This is a genomic window from Microbacterium hibisci (genome assembly GCF_015278255.1).
In the GTDB taxonomy this organism is placed as follows: Bacteria; Actinomycetota; Actinomycetes; order Actinomycetales; family Microbacteriaceae; genus Microbacterium; species Microbacterium hibisci.
The window spans coordinates 40,533-55,804 of the sequence record NZ_JADIJC010000007.1; the positions used below are offsets into that span (position 1 = coordinate 40,533).

Genomic DNA, 15,272 nt, shown 5'->3' on the forward strand with positions numbered 1-15,272 from the left:
TTCTCGACCGGCGCCAGCGGCGCTGGCATCGTCGGTGGCTGGAAAGGGCACCCGATGACGACGACGACATCGCCGCTGCGGATCGCGCTGATCGGCACCGGCTTCATGGGCCGCATGCACACGCAGGCGTGGCGCACGGCTCCCCGATTCTTCGATCTGCCGCGCACGCCGCAGCCCGTGCTGCTCGTCGGCCGCCGCCCCGACGCGACCGCCGACGCCGCCGCCCGGTGGGACTGGCCGGAGCACTCCGTCGACTGGCGCGAGGCCGTCGAGCGCGACGACATCGACGCGGTCGACATCTGCACGCCGGGCGACTCCCACGCCGACATCGCGCTCGCCGCGCTGGCGGCCGGCAAGCACGTGCTGTGCGAGAAGCCGCTCGCGAACACGGTCGCCGAAGCGCAGGAGATGACGGATGCCGCGGCCGCGGCATCCGCTCGGTCCGGCGCTGTCGCGATGTGCGGCTTCAGCTACCGCCGCACGCCGGCCCTCGCCCTCGCACGCCAGCTCGTCGCAGAGGGTCGCCTCGGCGAGATCCGGCACGTGCGCGCGCAGTACCTGCAGGATTGGCTGAGCGACGCCGACGCTCCGCACACGTGGCGGCTCGACCGCGATCGGGCGGGCTCCGGGGCTCTCGGCGACATCGGCGCGCACAGCATCGACACGGCGCAGTGGCTCAGCGGTCAAGCCATCGCCGCGGTCTCGGCCACCGTCCGCACCTTCGTCACGTCGCGGCCGCGCCGCTCGGCGGTGGAGGGGCTCGGCGGCGTCGCCGGCGACACGTCCGACCGACTGCCCGTCACCGTCGACGACGCCGCGGCATTCACCGCGCAGTTCGACGGCGGGGCCCTCGGCGTGTTCGAGGCGACCCGCATGGCGACGGGGCGCCGCAACGCCAACCGCATCGAGATCAACGGCGACCGCGGCGCGATCGCGTTCGACTTCGAGCGCATGAACGAGCTCGAGGTGTACGACGCCGCCGACGATGCGGCGCAGGGCTTCCGGCGCGTGCAGGTCACCGAGGCGCGGCATCCGTATGCCGGAGCGTGGTGGCCGGCGGGGCACGGGCTCGGCTACGAGCACCTGTTCACCCACCAGGCGGTCGACTTCGTGCGGGCCGTCGCCGGTGAGATCCCGGTGTCTCCGACCTTCGCCGCCGCGACGCAGGTGCAGCGCGTGCTCGCCGCGGTCGAGCAGAGCGCCGCGCACGACAGCATCCTCACGCCGGTCGCTCATCCGCTCGTTGAGCGAGCGAGGCACGAGCGAGACGAAACGCAAGAAGGGACCCCCGCATGACCCGCACCGCCCTCGTCGTCCGCGGCGGATGGGACGGCCACCATCCCATCGAGGCCACCGACCTGTTCATCCCGTTCCTGCGCGAGAGCGGCTTCGACGTCGCGATCGAGGACGACCCGCAGGTCTACGCAGACGCCGACCGCATGGCCGCGACGGATCTCGTGCTGCAGTCGGTCACGATGTCGCAGGCGTCCCACGAGGCCGTGAAGGGGCTGCGGGCGGCCGTCGCGGCGGGCACCGGGCTCGCCGGCTGGCACGGCGGCATCGCCGACTCGTTCCGTGCGAGCTCGGACTACCTGCAGCTGGTCGGCGGGCAGTTCGCCACGCACCCGTCGAAGCATCCCGACGAGGTGCACGGCGACCAGGCCGACAACTACCTCGACTACACGGTCGAGATCACCGAGCTCGGCCGCACGCACGACATCACCGCCGGCATCGACGACTTCGAACTGCGCACCGAGCAGTACTGGGTGCTGTACGACGACCTCATCGACGTGCTCGCGACCACCACGCACCCCGTGCAGCCGTACCACCCGTGGCACCGCCCGATCGTGTCGCCCGCGGTGTGGACGCGCGACTGGGGTCAGGGACGCGTCTTCGTCGCCACGCCGGGGCACAGTCTCGACGTGCTGCAGGACGACAACGTCCGCACGATCATCGAGCGCGGCCTGCTGTGGGCAGCGCGATGAGCGGGGGCAGGGTGACCGACGGCACGGTGACAGACGTCGGGATCGTCGGGCTCGGCGTCATCTCGCGCCAGTACCTCGACACCCTCGCCGGCGCGGCGAGCGTGCGGGTGGCGGCGGTGGCCGACCTCGACACCGCCCGTGCTGAGGCGGTCGCGGCGGAGCTGCCCGGCTGCCGTGCGCTGACGACCGACGAGCTGATGGCCGATCCGGCCATCGGTGCGGTGCTGAACCTCACGATCCCCGCCGCCCACGCCGAGGTGGCCCTGGCCGCGATCGCGCACGGCAAGGACGTGTTCGGCGAGAAGCCGCTCGCCGCGACGTTCGCGGATGCGGTGCGCGTGATGGATGCCGCCACCGCCGCGGGCGTCCGCGTCGGGTCTGCGCCCGACACGGTGCTGGGCACCGGGGTGCAGACCGCCCGCGCCGCCATCGACGAAGGCCTCATCGGCCGCCCGGTGTCGGCGTCGGCGACGTGGATCTCGGCAGGCCACGAGAGGTGGCACCCGCAGCCCGACTTCTACTACCGCGAGGGCGGCGGGCCGATGCTGGACATGGGGCCGTACTACGTCACCTCCCTCGTGCAACTGCTCGGGCCCGTCGACTCCGTGTCGGGAGCGGCCTCCCGGTCGCGCGACGAGCGCGTCATCGGGTCGGGCCCGCGGGCGGGGGAGAGCATCGGCGTCGACGTCGACACCCACGTCACCGGCATCCTGCACCACACCTCCGGTGCCCTGTCGACCGTGACGATGAGCTTCGACGGCGTGCGCTCGACCGCCGTGCCCATCGAGGTGCACGGCATCGACGGCTCGCTCGTCGTGCCCGACCCGAACAGCTTCGACGGCGACGTCCAGCTGCACCCGGCCGGCGGGGAGTGGCAGACGCTCGAGCCGGCGGCCGGCTACGCCGACGCCGGCCGCGGCGTCGGGCTGATCGACTTCGTCGGCGGTCCGTCGCGCGCGAGCGGTGCGGTCGCGCTGCACGTGCTCGAGATCATGACGGCGCTGGCTGCCTCGGCGGCGTCCGGCGTCCGCGAGCAGCTGACGACGACGGCCGAGCGTCCGTCTCTCGTTCCGCTGACGCCGGCGGAGGCCTGGCGCGGCTGACGCCGGCCCGGCCCCCGGCCGTTGAGCGAGCGAGGAACGAGCGAGACGAAACGCCCCGGCGTTCCAAGAAACGCGAGGCGTTTCGTCTACGTGCGCCAGGGCGCCCTCCGCTCAACCGTCGGGGGGCGACGGCGGACTGATCAGGCGGTCGGGCCGCGCAGGAGCTCGGCGAAGGCTGCTTCGGCGGCGCCGATGAGCAGGCGGTCCTCGGCCAGGGAGGCGACGCGGATCTCGAGGTCCTCGGCGTTGGCCGACATGGCCTGCGCGCGGACGAGCTCGGTCAACCCGGGCACGTCGGCAGCGGCGATCGTCGCGAGGAACCCGCCCAGCACCACGACGGCGGGATTGAGCGCGTTCACCGCATTGGCGAGCGCGGTGGCGAGGATGCGCCGCTGCCGGGCGACCTCGTCGGCCGCCTCCGACTCGACGCCGGCGTCGGCGAGCGCGGACGCGAGCACCGGCTCGTCGGCGGCGTGCAGGCCCACCGCCGCCAGCAGCCGCGCACGGCTGACCTCGTCCTCGAGCACGCCGTCGACCGCGCGGCGATCGGACTCGGCGGCGATGCCCGGACGGTTCTGCCCGAACTCGCCGGTGTAGCCGCCGGCGCCGAGGAGCGGCATCCCGTGCACGATCAGCCCGCCGCCGATGCCGCTCGCGCCGCCGTTGAGGTACACCACGTCGTCGAACCCGGCCGCCGCCCCGAACAGGTGCTCGGCGATCGCGCCGAGCGTCGCGTCGTTGCCGACGACGGTCGGCAGTCCGGTGGCGGTCTCGACGAGGTCGCGCAGCGGCACATCCGTCCATCGCAGGTGCGGTGCGTTGCGCACGAGCCCGTCGGCCGCCCGGACGAGGCCGGGCACCGCCAGCCCGACCGCGACCACCCGCGCGTCGGCGAGCTCGCCCGCGCGCCACTGCGCGAGTCGCTCGGCGATGAGGGCGGCCGTCTCGTCGGGGGTGAGCAGGTGGTCGAGCTCGATGCGCTCGCGCAGGGGGAGGCCGCGGTCGAGGCCCACCGCGGCGAGCGTCACGGCATCGACCTCGGGGTTCACAGCGATCGCGACCACGCGCGCGTCCGCCGCGACGACGGGCGACGGACGCCCGACGCGACGCGAAGGATCGGGGGCTCGCTCGACCACCAGTCCCTCACGCACGAGCTCGCCGACGAGGTCGGCGATCGTCGAGCGGTTCAGTCCCGTGGCGCCGGTGAGCCGGGCCCGCGACAGCGGCCCTTCGAGATGGACCAGGCGCAGGAGTCGCGCGAGGTTGCGCTGGCGCACGCCTTCGGCCGCTGAGGGATCGGTCACGCTCTCACCCTAGGGCCGACGCCGTTGCGCACCCGTTATTTGTTGCGCTTGACCGCAAATCACCTTTGTGCTTACTCTTTCCTCGTCCACATCACTTTCGACGTAGAAGTCGAAACTTTCGAGAGGTTCGAAGATGAACACACGCAGCACGATGCGCGTCTTCGCCGGACTCGCCGCGGCAGGTCTCGCCGCCGGCGCGCTCGCGGGCTGTGCCGGCGGCGGCGGCGACGAGGGCGACAGCGGCGACGAGGTGACCATCACCTGGTGGCACAACGCCACCTCCGGCCCCCTCCCCGCGGTCTGGGAAGAGGTCGCGGCCGAGTTCGAGGAGGCCCACCCGGGCGTCAAGGTCGAGCAGACCGGGTACCAGAACGAGGAGCTTCAGCGCACGCTGATCCCCAACGCGCTGGCCGCCGGCGACCCGCCGGACCTGTTCCAGGTGTGGCCGGGCGGTGAGCTGCGCGACCAGGTCGAGAACGGCTACCTGCAGCCGCTCGACGACGCGCTCGGCGACACGATCTCGAGCGTCGGCGCCACGATCAACCCGTGGCAGGTCGACGGCGTGACCTACGGCGTCCCGTTCACGTTCGGCATCGAGGGCTTCTGGTACAACACCGACCAGTTCGACGAGGCCGGGGTCGAGGTGCCCACCACGTTCGACCAGCTCGTCGACGCTGTCGGCGCGCTGCGCGAGGCGGGCTTCACGCCCATCGCCGTGGGCGCCGGCGACGGCTGGCCGGCCGCGCACTGGTGGTACCAGTTCGCTCTCAAGTCGTGCTCGCCCGAGGCGCTCGCGACGGCCGAGACCGAGTTCGACTTCAGCGACGAGTGCTTCGTCGAGGCGGGCGAGCAGCTGCAGGAGTTCCTCGGGATCGAGCCCTTCCAGGACGGCTTCCTCGGCACGCCCGCACAGCAGGGCGCCGGCAGCTCGGCCGGTCTCGTCGCGAACGGCCAGGCCTCGATGGAGCTCATGGGCCACTGGAACGCCGGTGTCATCGGCGGGCTCACGCCCGACGAGCAGGTGCCGCCGTTCCTCGGCTGGTTCCCGGTGCCCGGCATCGACGGCGCCGACGGCGACCCCACCGCGGCCCTCGGCGGCGGCGACGGGTTCGGCTGCTCGGCGGACGCGCCGCCGGAGTGCGCGGAGCTGCTCGAGTACATCATGAGCGAAGAGGTCCAGAAGAAGTTCGCGGCCAGCGGCTCGGGCATCCCGACGGTCGCGGCGGCTCAGGACTCGCTCGAGGACGCGAATCTGAAGATGGTCGCCGAGGGTCTCTCGCAGGCATCGTTCGTCCAGCTGTGGCTCGACACCGCGTTCGGCACCACGGTCGGCAACGCGATGAACGAGGGCATCGTCAACCTCTTCGCGGGCACCGGCACCCCCGAAGAGATCGTCCAGAAGATGCAGGACGCGGCGGCGACTCTGTAGATCATGGCGACACTCACCACCCCCGGGCCCGCGGTCACCGCGGGCCCGGGCCCCACCCCCGCGCGCCCGAAGCGGCGCGGCTCGCGGCGCAAGCGCCTCGAGATCCTGCTGTTCGTCTCGCCCGCGCTGATCCTCTTCGTGGGCTTCGTGATCCTGCCGGTGGTCCTGGCGGCGGTCTACAGCTTCTACAACCTCCCGCCCGCCTTCCGGTGGGAGAACCTGGCCGATTCCGGCCGCTTCGTGGGCTTCGACAACTACGTCCGGGCGCTCACCAGCCCCGAGTTCCAGAAGGCCATCGGCAACACCTTCTTCATCCTCGTGATGTCGCTGCTGGTGCAGGGCCCGATCGCGATCGCGGTGGCACTGCTGCTGAACCGCCCGCTGCGCGGGCGCGCTGTCTTCCGGCTGCTGATCTTCGTGCCGTACGTGCTCGCCGAGGTCATCGCCGGTCTGGCGTTCAAGCTGATCCTGCAGCCGAACGGCGCGGTCAACGCCGCCCTCGAGGCGATCGGCCTCGGGGCGCTCACCCAGAACTGGCTGGCCGACCCGGCCGTCGCCCTGTGGACGATCTTCTTCGTGCTCACCTGGAAGTACATCGGCTTCGCGATCCTGCTGTTCCTCGCGGGCCTCCAGGGCATTCCCGACGAGCTCGCCGAGGCGGCGCAGATCGACGGCGCCAGCTGGTGGCAGGTGCAGCGCCACATCACCATCCCGCTCCTCGGTCCGACGATCCGCATCTGGGCGTTCCTGTCGATCATCGGGTCGCTGCAGGTGTTCGACATGGTGTGGGTGACGGTCGCCCCCGCGGTGCGGCGCATCGCCACCGAGACGATGGCGACGTACATGGTCCAGCAGGGTCAGTTCGCCGGTCAGCCGGGCTACGGCAGCGCGATCGCCGTGATCCTCTTCGTCATCTCGCTCGTCATCGCCCTGATCTACCAGCGCTTCGCGCTGCGGCGCGACCTCAAGGGCGCCCTCACGAACGGAGCCCGCTGAGATGTCGGCCACCACCACCATCGTCACCGGCTCGCCGCGCACCGCCGAACCCGCCGGGCGCCGGTTCGACTGGGGCCAGCCCTTCGTCTACCTCGTGGCGCTCGTCGTCGCCGCCGTGGCCGTCGGCCCCGTGATCTATGTCTTCCTCGGCGGCTTCCGCACGACCGCCGACCTCAACGCGAACCCGGCCGGATTCCCCGACCCGTTCACGCTGAAGAACTGGGCCGCCGTGCTCGGCTCGCCGCGGTTCTGGGGCAATGTGTTCGCGAGCACCGTCCTCGCCGTCGCCACGACGGCGGGCGTCGTGATCGCGGGCATCATGGCCGCCTTCGTGCTGGCGCGCTACGACTTCAAGGGCCGCGAGGGGCTGTACACGCTCTTCGCCGCCGGCCTGATGTTCCCGCTCACGGTCGCGGCGCTGCCGCTCACGCTCCTGCTGCGCACGCTCGGCCTGCACGGCACCTACCTCGGCGTCATCATCCCGGGCATCGCGTTCGCGCTGCCGACGACGATCATCATCCTGGTGCCGTTCCTCCGCGCGATCCCCGACGAACTCGAGGAGGCGGCGATGATCGACGGAGCGACGCGCATCGGCTTCTTCTGGCGCATCCTGCTGCCGCTGGCGAAGCCCGGCCTGGTCACCGTCGGCATCCTGGCGTTCGTCGCGAGCTGGAACGGCTACCTCTTGCCGCTGCTCGTGATCTCGACCGGAACGCTCCCGCAGGAGCTGTGGCCGCTGCCGCTCGGGGTCACGCAGTTCTCCACGCAGTACTCGCAAGACACGGGCGCCGTGCTGGCGTACACGTCGCTGGCGATGATCCCCGCACTGGTGTTCTTCCTCCTCGCGGAGAAGCGCATCGTCGGCGGACTCACCGGGGCGGTGAAGGGATGACCATGGAAGAGCAGACGATGGATGCCGCGACGCTGCGTCTCTGGAACGATCCGGCGCTGCCGGCCGACGAGCGCGTCGAGGCCCTCATCGCCGAGATGACGGTGGCCGAGAAGGTCGCGCAGCTGTACGGCGTCTGGGTCGGGGCATCCGCCGACGGCGAGGACGTCGCGCCCCACCAGCACGACATGAGCGACGACATCGACCTGGACGCGCTGCTGCCGGACGGACTCGGTCAGCTCACGCGGCCGTTCGGCACCGCTCCGGTCGACCCGGCGACGGGCGCGCTGTCGCTGCAGCGTGCGCAGCAGCGCATCGTCGAGGCGAACCGCTTCGGCATCCCCGCGCTCGCGCACGAGGAGTGCCTGGCCGGCTTCGCGACGTGGGGTGCGACGGCGTACCCCGTGCCGCTCAGCTGGGGCGCGACGTTCGATCCCGCGCTCGTGCGCGAGATGGGCGAGCGCATCGGCGCCGACATGCGCTCGGTGGGCGTGCACCAGGGGCTGGCGCCCGTGCTCGACGTCGTCCGCGACGCCCGCTGGGGCCGCGTCGAAGAGACGATCGGCGAAGACCCCTACCTCGTCGGCACCGTCGCGACGGCCTACATCCAGGGCGTCGAGAGCACCGGCGTCGTGGCGACCCTCAAGCACTTCGTCGGGTATTCGGCGTCGAAGGGCGGCCGCAATCTCGCGCCGGTGTCGGTCGGAGCGCGCGAGCTCGCCGACGTGCTGCTGCCGCCGTTCGAGATGGCCCTGCGCGAGAGCGGCGTGCGCTCGGTGATGAACTCGTACACCGACCTCGACGGCGTGCCGACGGCCGCCGACGAGAGCCTGCTCACCGGGCTGCTGCGCGACGAGTGGGGCTTCGAGGGCACGGTCGTCGCCGACTACTTCTCGATCGCGTTCCTCAAGGATCTGCACGGCGTCGCCGACGGCTGGACGGATGCCGCGACCCGCGCGCTCGCCGCCGGGATCGACGTCGAGCTGCCCACAGTGAAGACGTTCGGCGCCGACTTCGCGCGGGCCGTCGAGGACGGGGTGGTGGACGAGGCGCTCGTGGATCGCGCGCTGCGCCGTGTGCTCCGCCAGAAGGCGGAACTCGGCCTCCTCGACGAGGGCTGGTCGGCGGTGCCGCCGGCGCTCGCCGCGGCGGGCGCCGACTCGATCGAGGCCGTGCGCGGCACGGTCGACCTCGACCCGCCGCGAAACCGGGCGCTCGCCCGCCGCATCGCCGAGGAGGCGATCGTGCTGCTCCGCAACGACGGCGTGCTGCCGCTCGGGCAGGGTCACGCGCCCCGGCGCATCGCCGTCGTCGGCCCGGTGGCCGACGACCCCTACGCCGTGCTCGGGTGCTATTCGTTCCCGTCGCACGTGGGGGTGCGGCATCCGGAATTCCCCCTCGGCATCGCCCTGCCGACGCTGCGCGAGTCGCTCGCGGCGGAGTTCCCGGCGGCCGAGATCTCCTACGCGGCAGGCACCACGATCGACGGCGGCGAGACCGACGGGTTCGCCGACGCCCTCGCGGTCGCGGCGGGCGCCGACGTCGTCGTGCTCGCGCTCGGCGACCGGGCGGGTCTGTTCGGCCGCGGCACGAGCGGGGAGGGCTGCGACGCGGCCGACCTCACGCTGCCCGGCGCGCAGCAGGCGCTCCTCGACGCGGTGCTCGAGACCGGGGTGCCGACCGTCGTGACGCTCCTCGCCGGGCGTCCGTATGCGCTCGGCGCGGCGCCCGAGCAGGCGGCGGCGATCGTGCAGAGCTTCTTCGCGGGCGAGGAGGGCACCGGCGCCATCGCCGGCGTGCTCAGCGGCCGCGTGAACCCCAGCGGACGCCTGCCGGTCAGCATCCCGCGCGACCCCGGTGCGCAGCCCTCGACCTACCTGGCGTCGAGGCTCGCCCGTCAGAACGACGTGTCGAACATCGACCCCACGCCGGCGTACCCGTTCGGGCACGGTCTCGGCTATGCGCCGGCGGTGTGGTCGGATGCCGAGTCGTCGGCCGCCGAGATGACCGCCGACGGCACCGTGACCGTGTCGATCCACGTCGGCAACGCCGGCGACCGCGACGGGGTCGAGGTGGTGCAGCTGTACCTCCACGACCCGGCGGCCTCGGTGGTGCGACCGGTGCAGCGGCTCATCGCCTACGCGCGCGTGCCGCTCGCAGCGGGGGAGCGGGCCCGCGTCTCGTTCGAGGTGCCCGCCGACCTCGCGTCCTTCACCGGGCGCGACGGCCGACGCATCGTCGAGCCGGGCGAGCTCGTGCTCGGTTTCGGACGCTCCAGCGGCGAGATCGTCGCGACCCGATCGGTGCGCGTCGTCGGCGATGCCCGCCACCTCGACCACACCCGCAGGCTGCACGCGTCGGTGGTCGTGACCCCCGACGCGTGAGCGCGGCGGCCGGGAACGCCCTCCGCGATCCCGGCCGCACCGCACCCGCCTCCCTCGCCACACCCCCATCCCCATACGCGCGAAGGAGCGCACCATGCAAAGACGCAGGACCCTGGGAACCCTCCTCGTGGCCGCGGCGACCGCCGCCGCCGCGACGATCGGACTCGCCGCGCCGGCGAGCGCCGCGCCGACCGTCGTCAGCGCGACGGACTTCGAAGACGGAACGACCGGGCCGTGGGGCGCGCGCGGCGGCGTGACGCTGACGGTGACGGATGCCGAGGCGCACAGCGGCACGCGATCGGTGGCGGTGACCGGTCGCACCGGTGACTGGCAAGGTCTCTCGGCGAGCTCGACGGGCCTCCTGACGGCGGGCACGACCTACGAGATCTCGGCCTGGGTCAAGCTGCCCGCCGGCACCGAGGGCACGAGCGGGCTCCACTTCACCGCGGAGCAGATCCCCACCTCGGGCTCGAACACGTACTCGTGGATCGGCGGCGCGATCGCCACGACGGCCGATTCGTGGGTGCAGATCGGCGGCACGTACACCGTTCCCGCCGGCCTCGCCTCGGTGAACGTGTACATCGAGGCCGCGCCGATCGCCGGGCAGCACCCGTCGTTCCTCGTCGACGACATCGTCATCACCACCGAGGACGCGGGCACCCCGCCGCCGGAGGAGCAGATCGTGATCGACAGCGACTTCGAATCCGGGCTCGACGGGTGGGCGCTGCGCTCGGGCAGCGGCTCGACCACGGCGACCGTCGCCCTGTCGACGGCCACCGCTCACGGGGGCGCGCAGTCGGCGGTCGTCACGGACCGCACCGGACAGGGCGACGGCATCGGGCACGACGTCACCGGCCTGCTCGACCCCGCCGTCACATACGAGCTCAGCGCGTGGGTGCGCTTCGGCGACGGCCAGCCGGTCGACGACGTGTGGCTGAGCCGCGCGAACACCGAGGGCGGCACGACCGCGTTCGCGACGATCGCCCAGTTCGACGGCGTGACGAACACCGGCTGGTCGCAGGTGACCGCGCGCTTCCAGGGCTCCGACGCGGCGCAGTCGCTGCTGTACTTCGAGACGCGGTGGGACAACGGCGCGGCGGGCAACACGAGCGACCTGTACGTCGACGACATCGTGCTGCGCGTGCCGGCCCCCGGCGTGATCGAAGACCTCACGGGCATCAAGGAGACGGTCGACTTCCCCGTCGGCGTCGCCATCGACAGCCGTGAGACGGCGGGTGCGGCATCCGAGCTCCTGCTTCGCCACTTCGATCAGGTGACTCCCGAGAACTTCATGAAGCCCGAGGCCTGGTACGACGCGAACGGCGACTTCGTCGCCGAGAACGCCGAGGCCGACGCGCTCATGGACTTCGCCCAGGAGAACGACCTCGGCGTGTACGGCCACGTGCTGGTCTGGCACAGCCAGACGCCGACCTGGTTCTTCCAGGACGACGCGGGGCAGCCTCTCGCCGCCGACGACGCCGGCAAGGCGCTCCTGCGCGAGCGCCTGCGCACGCATGTGTTCGACGTCGCCCAGTACCTGTCGGACCGGTACGGAGCATTCGGCAGCGCGACCAACCCGCTGCGTGCGATCGATGTGGTCAACGAGGTGGTGTCGGACGGGAGCGAGTTCGCCGACGGCCTGCGCCGCAGCGAGTGGTACCGCATCCTCGGCGAGGAGTTCATCGACCTCTCGTTCGCGTACGCCGACGAGGCGTTCAACGAGGTCCACGCCGCGGCCGGCGCCGACCGCCCGGTGACCCTGTTCATCAACGACTACAACACCGAACAGGGCGGCAAGCAGCAGCGCTACCTCGCCCTCGTCGAGCGCCTGCTGGCGCGCGGCGTGCCGGTCGACGGCGTGGGACACCAGTTCCACGTGAGCCTCGCGATGCCGGTGTCGGCGCTCGAGGCGGCGATCACCGCGTTCGAGCACCTCCCCGTCACCCAGGCCGTCACCGAGCTCGACGTGACGACCGGCACGCCCGTGACCGAGGCGAAGCTCGTCGACCAGGGCTACTACTACCGCGACGCGTTCCGCGTCTTCCGCGCCCACGCGGACGACCTGTTCTCGGTCACGGTGTGGGGTCTCACCGACGGACGCAGCTGGCGGGTCGACTCGGGGGCGCCGCTGCTCTTCGACGACGACCTGCAGGCCAAGCCCGCGTACTACGGTGCCGTCGACGGCGACCTGCCCGCCCCCCTGCGGACGGCGAACGTCTTCGCCGGCGACGTCGCGCTCGACGCCGCCGCGACCGCGTCGCCCGAGTGGCGCCGGCTGCCGCTGCACGCGATCGAGGGCGTGGCGTCGTTCCAGCTGCGCTGGGCCGCGGATCACCTCACGGTGTACGCGAGCGTCGACGATGCGACGACGGATGCCGCGGACGGCGTCGAGCTCGCGCTCGGCGACGCCGTGTACGGCGTGGCACGCGACGGCTCGGGTGACGTGCCGGCCGTCGTCACCGAGCGCGAGGGAGGGTACGACCTCGTCGCGCGCCTCCCGCTCGCCGCGGCGGCCGAGGGGCAGACGCTCGCCTTCGACGTGCGCGTCGACATCGGCACGGCGACCGTCGGCTGGAACGCCGAGGGAGAGCTGGGCACGCTGACGCTCATCGAGCCGCTGTCGTTCCTCGAGGTGGTGCAGGCGGATGCCGCACCCGTGGTGGACGGCACGATCGACGCCGTGTGGGCCGACGCCGCGTCGGTCACCACCGGCAAGGCGGTGCTGGGCGAGAACGGCGCGACCGCGACCGTGCGGACGCTCTGGTCGGGCTCGAGGCTGTACGTGCTCGCGGAGGTCGCCGACCCGGTCGTCGACGTCAGCGGCTCCGACCCGTGGATCCAGGACTCGGTGGAGGTGTACGTCGACCCGGGCAACGCCAAGAACGGCTCGTACCGCTACGACGACACGCAGATCCGCGTGAGCGCCGCCAACGCGGTGTCGTTCGGCACCGGCGACGAGGCGTTCCAGCGAGCCCGCGTGCAGACGGCCACCGCGCTCGTCGACGGCGGGTACGTCGTGGAGCTCGCGATCGACCTCGGCGACGCGGCGACGCTCGGCTCGTTCCACGGCCTGGACTTCCAGGTCAACGACGCGTCGGCCGGCCAGCGCACGGCGATCCGCAACTGGGCGGACCCGACCGGCGCCGGCTACCAGTCGACCGCGCGCTGGGGCGTCGGCGAGTTCGTCGGCCCCGCGGCACCTGCGGCCCCCGTCAACGTCGTCGCGCCGTCGATCGACGGGCAGGCCGCGGTGGGGTCCAAGCTCACGGCCGACCCGGGAGAGTGGGACACCGACGGGCTGACGTTCGGCTACCGCTGGCAGCGCGACGGGATCGACATCCCCGGCGCCACGCGCGCGATTCACGTGGTGCGAGGGGCCGACCGCGGTCACGAGCTGAGCGTGGTGGTCACGGCCGCGGCAGAGGGACTGCCGTCTGCGGCGGCCGAGTCAGAGCCTGTCGAGGTTCCGGCCAAGCGCTGAGCCGAAGGGGTGGGCGCGCCGCGCGGCGCGCCCACCCCTTCCGGCGGGGCGGTGGCATCCGTTCCCGCGGGTCTGCGGCTGTTCGTGCGGCGCGCTCGTCCGCGCCGTCGGCGGACGGGCGGCGGCCTCAGCGAGCCTCTGCCGCCGCGGGACGGATCGAGTCCACAGCGGCGGCGAAATCCAGGGTCTGCAGCACCTCGACGGCGCGGTCGTACCGCGGTCCCGCGAGGACGACGAAGACGGCGCCGACGACATCGATGAACCCGACGGTGACGCCGCAGGAGCGCACCTCGTAGCGATCGATGTCGACGAGCTCCCAGCGGACCGCCGAGTCCTCCGGGGCGGGCGGCTCAGGACGCCGAAGCGGCAGCTCTTTCAGCGCCGGCATGACGCGCGCACGCAGGACGTTGCGCCGTGCGGGCGAGGTCGGACTCTCGAGCACCATCGGGGAGCCTCCTCTCGTCGTGCAACGATCCTGGTCCCACGGCGTTTCCGGCGCACGGGGCTTGACGTCCTGAGCGAGTCGGGCTAGAGCGGTTCACCGTCTCCCCGGCGCGCCCGTGCGCCAGGCTCCTTTGTAGCGGTCTGGGATGAATGCGGTGCCACGCTCGTCTGAACGTCCGGTGCCGTCGCCGTGCGGCGGGCCCGGATCAGGCCGCGTAAGGAGCGGTGCTCCCGCGCACGACGAGGTGGGTGGCGAGATCCATCCGCAGGGTGTCGGGCTGGGCGCCCTCCGCCAGGCGGATCGCGAGGCGCGTGGCCTCCTCGCCCATGCGGCGCAACGGCTGGTGGACGGTCGTCAGCTGCGGGCTCATCCACCGCGACAGCGCGATGTCGTCATAGCCGACCACCGAAAGGTCGTCCGGCACGCGCAGGCCCGCGGCCGACCCGGCCGCGATCACTCCGAGCGCCTGCAGGTCGCTGCCCGCGAAGATCGCCGTGGGCGGGTCGGCCAGTGCCAGCAGTTCGCGGCCGGCGGCCTCGCCGCCGCCCGGGTGGAAGTCGCCGAACCGGATGAGCTGCGGGTCGATGGGCAGGCCCGCCGCGTTCATCGCCGAGCGGTAGCCGTCGACGCGGGCCAGCGAGCACATCATGTCTTCGGGGCCGGTGATCGCCGCGATGCGGTGGTGCCCCAGTTCGATGAGGTGCCGCGTGGCCATGAGTCCGCCCGACCAGTTGGCCGATCCCACCGACGGCACGTCGGGGGAGGGATCGCCCGCCGGATCCATGATGACGAAGGGGATGCCCTGGGCGCGCAGCTTGTCACGCAGTCGCGGCGCGATGTCGGAGAACACCAGCACCACGCCCACCGGCCGGCGGCGCAGCACGCCGTCGATCCAATCGGCGCCGGGCGTGTGCCGGTCGCCGCTCACCGTGAGCACGACCGAGAGCCCCGCGGCGTGTGCGGCGTCCTCCACGCCCTCGATGACCTCCATCGACCAGCTCGGCTCGAGCTCGTGGAACACCAGTTCGACGAACTCGCTGCGCTGCTTGGCGGATCGGCGGGTGTAGCCGTGACGCGCCAGCTCGGTCTCGAGGCGCGCCCGCGTAGCCGGAGCGACGTCGGTGCGGCCGTTGAGCACCTTCGACACGGTCGCGAGCGACACGCCGGCTTCCGCGGCGATCGCGGCGAGCGTGATGCGGGTGGTGTCGCTCATGGTGCGATCGTATTCCGAAACTTTTGAGATCCGCGCGAAACCG

Annotated in this window: 11 protein-coding genes; 8 read left to right on the top strand and 3 right to left on the bottom strand. The window is 72.3% G+C overall.

Annotated features, from left to right (window positions below):
• The first annotated feature begins 54 nt into the window (after nucleotides 1-54).
• Genes IM770_RS13575 through IM770_RS13585 form a run of 3 tightly spaced genes read left to right on the top strand, consistent with a single transcriptional unit; the run spans nucleotide 55 to nucleotide 3,088 of the window.
• Nucleotides 55-1,296, top strand: a complete 1,242-nt coding sequence (locus tag IM770_RS13575) for a Gfo/Idh/MocA family protein (protein ID WP_203581692.1) — start codon at nucleotides 55-57, stop codon at nucleotides 1,294-1,296.
• Nucleotides 1,293-1,985, top strand: coding sequence for a ThuA domain-containing protein (locus IM770_RS13580; protein WP_203581693.1), 693 nt, complete (start codon nucleotides 1,293-1,295; stop codon nucleotides 1,983-1,985). Before IM770_RS13575 ends, IM770_RS13580 begins: the two co-directional genes overlap by 4 nt.
• Nucleotides 1,982-3,088, top strand: a complete 1,107-nt coding sequence (locus tag IM770_RS13585; RefSeq protein WP_203581694.1) for a Gfo/Idh/MocA family protein — start codon at nucleotides 1,982-1,984, stop codon at nucleotides 3,086-3,088. The genes IM770_RS13580 and IM770_RS13585 overlap by 4 nt, the downstream gene beginning before the upstream one ends.
• A 140-nt stretch (nucleotides 3,089-3,228) precedes the next feature.
• On the opposite strand, the gene IM770_RS13590 is transcribed toward IM770_RS13585, so the two are convergent.
• Nucleotides 3,229-4,392 carry an ROK family protein gene (locus IM770_RS13590; RefSeq protein WP_203581695.1) on the bottom strand — a complete coding sequence of 388 codons (1,164 nt, stop codon included), beginning with the start codon at nucleotides 4,390-4,392 and terminating at the stop codon, nucleotides 3,229-3,231.
• Nucleotides 4,393-4,525: 133 nt separating this feature from the next.
• On the opposite strand from IM770_RS13590, the gene IM770_RS13595 reads away from it, so the two are divergent.
• The 5 genes from IM770_RS13595 to IM770_RS13615 all read left to right on the top strand — a co-directional run bounded on the left by IM770_RS13595 (nucleotide 4,526) and on the right by IM770_RS13615 (nucleotide 13,571).
• Nucleotides 4,526-5,821 (top strand): ABC transporter substrate-binding protein, encoded by a 1,296-nt coding sequence (locus tag IM770_RS13595; protein WP_203581696.1) that lies wholly within the window; start codon nucleotides 4,526-4,528, stop codon nucleotides 5,819-5,821.
• A gap of 3 nt (nucleotides 5,822-5,824) precedes the next feature.
• Nucleotides 5,825-6,817 carry a carbohydrate ABC transporter permease gene (locus IM770_RS13600; protein WP_203581697.1) on the top strand — a complete coding sequence of 331 codons (993 nt, stop codon included), beginning with the start codon at nucleotides 5,825-5,827 and terminating at the stop codon, nucleotides 6,815-6,817.
• 1 nt (nucleotide 6,818) lies between these two features.
• Complete coding sequence (locus IM770_RS13605; protein WP_203581698.1) at nucleotides 6,819-7,709, top strand: carbohydrate ABC transporter permease; 891 nt, start codon at nucleotides 6,819-6,821, stop codon at nucleotides 7,707-7,709.
• A complete protein-coding gene (locus tag IM770_RS13610) occupies nucleotides 7,706-10,090 on the top strand; it encodes a beta-xylosidase/alpha-l-arabinosidase (RefSeq protein WP_307785465.1) in 2,385 nt (794 codons plus the stop codon). The genes IM770_RS13605 and IM770_RS13610 overlap by 4 nt, the downstream gene beginning before the upstream one ends.
• Nucleotides 10,091-10,184: 94 nt before the next feature.
• The gene (locus IM770_RS13615; protein ID WP_203581699.1) at nucleotides 10,185-13,571 is read left to right on the top strand and encodes an endo-1,4-beta-xylanase; all 3,387 of its coding nucleotides are present in this window, start codon (nucleotides 10,185-10,187) and stop codon (nucleotides 13,569-13,571) included.
• A 127-nt stretch (nucleotides 13,572-13,698) separates the two neighbouring features.
• Here the strand turns inward: IM770_RS13615 and IM770_RS13620 are convergent, their stop codons facing one another.
• Nucleotides 13,699-14,016, bottom strand: a complete 318-nt coding sequence (locus IM770_RS13620) for a hypothetical protein (protein WP_239066229.1) — start codon at nucleotides 14,014-14,016, stop codon at nucleotides 13,699-13,701.
• Nucleotides 14,017-14,221: 205 nt separating this feature from the next.
• On the bottom strand, nucleotides 14,222-15,229 hold the full coding sequence (locus IM770_RS13625) for a LacI family DNA-binding transcriptional regulator (protein WP_203581700.1): 1,008 nt from the start codon (nucleotides 15,227-15,229) through the stop codon (nucleotides 14,222-14,224).
• Nucleotides 15,230-15,272: the final 43 nt, after the last annotated feature.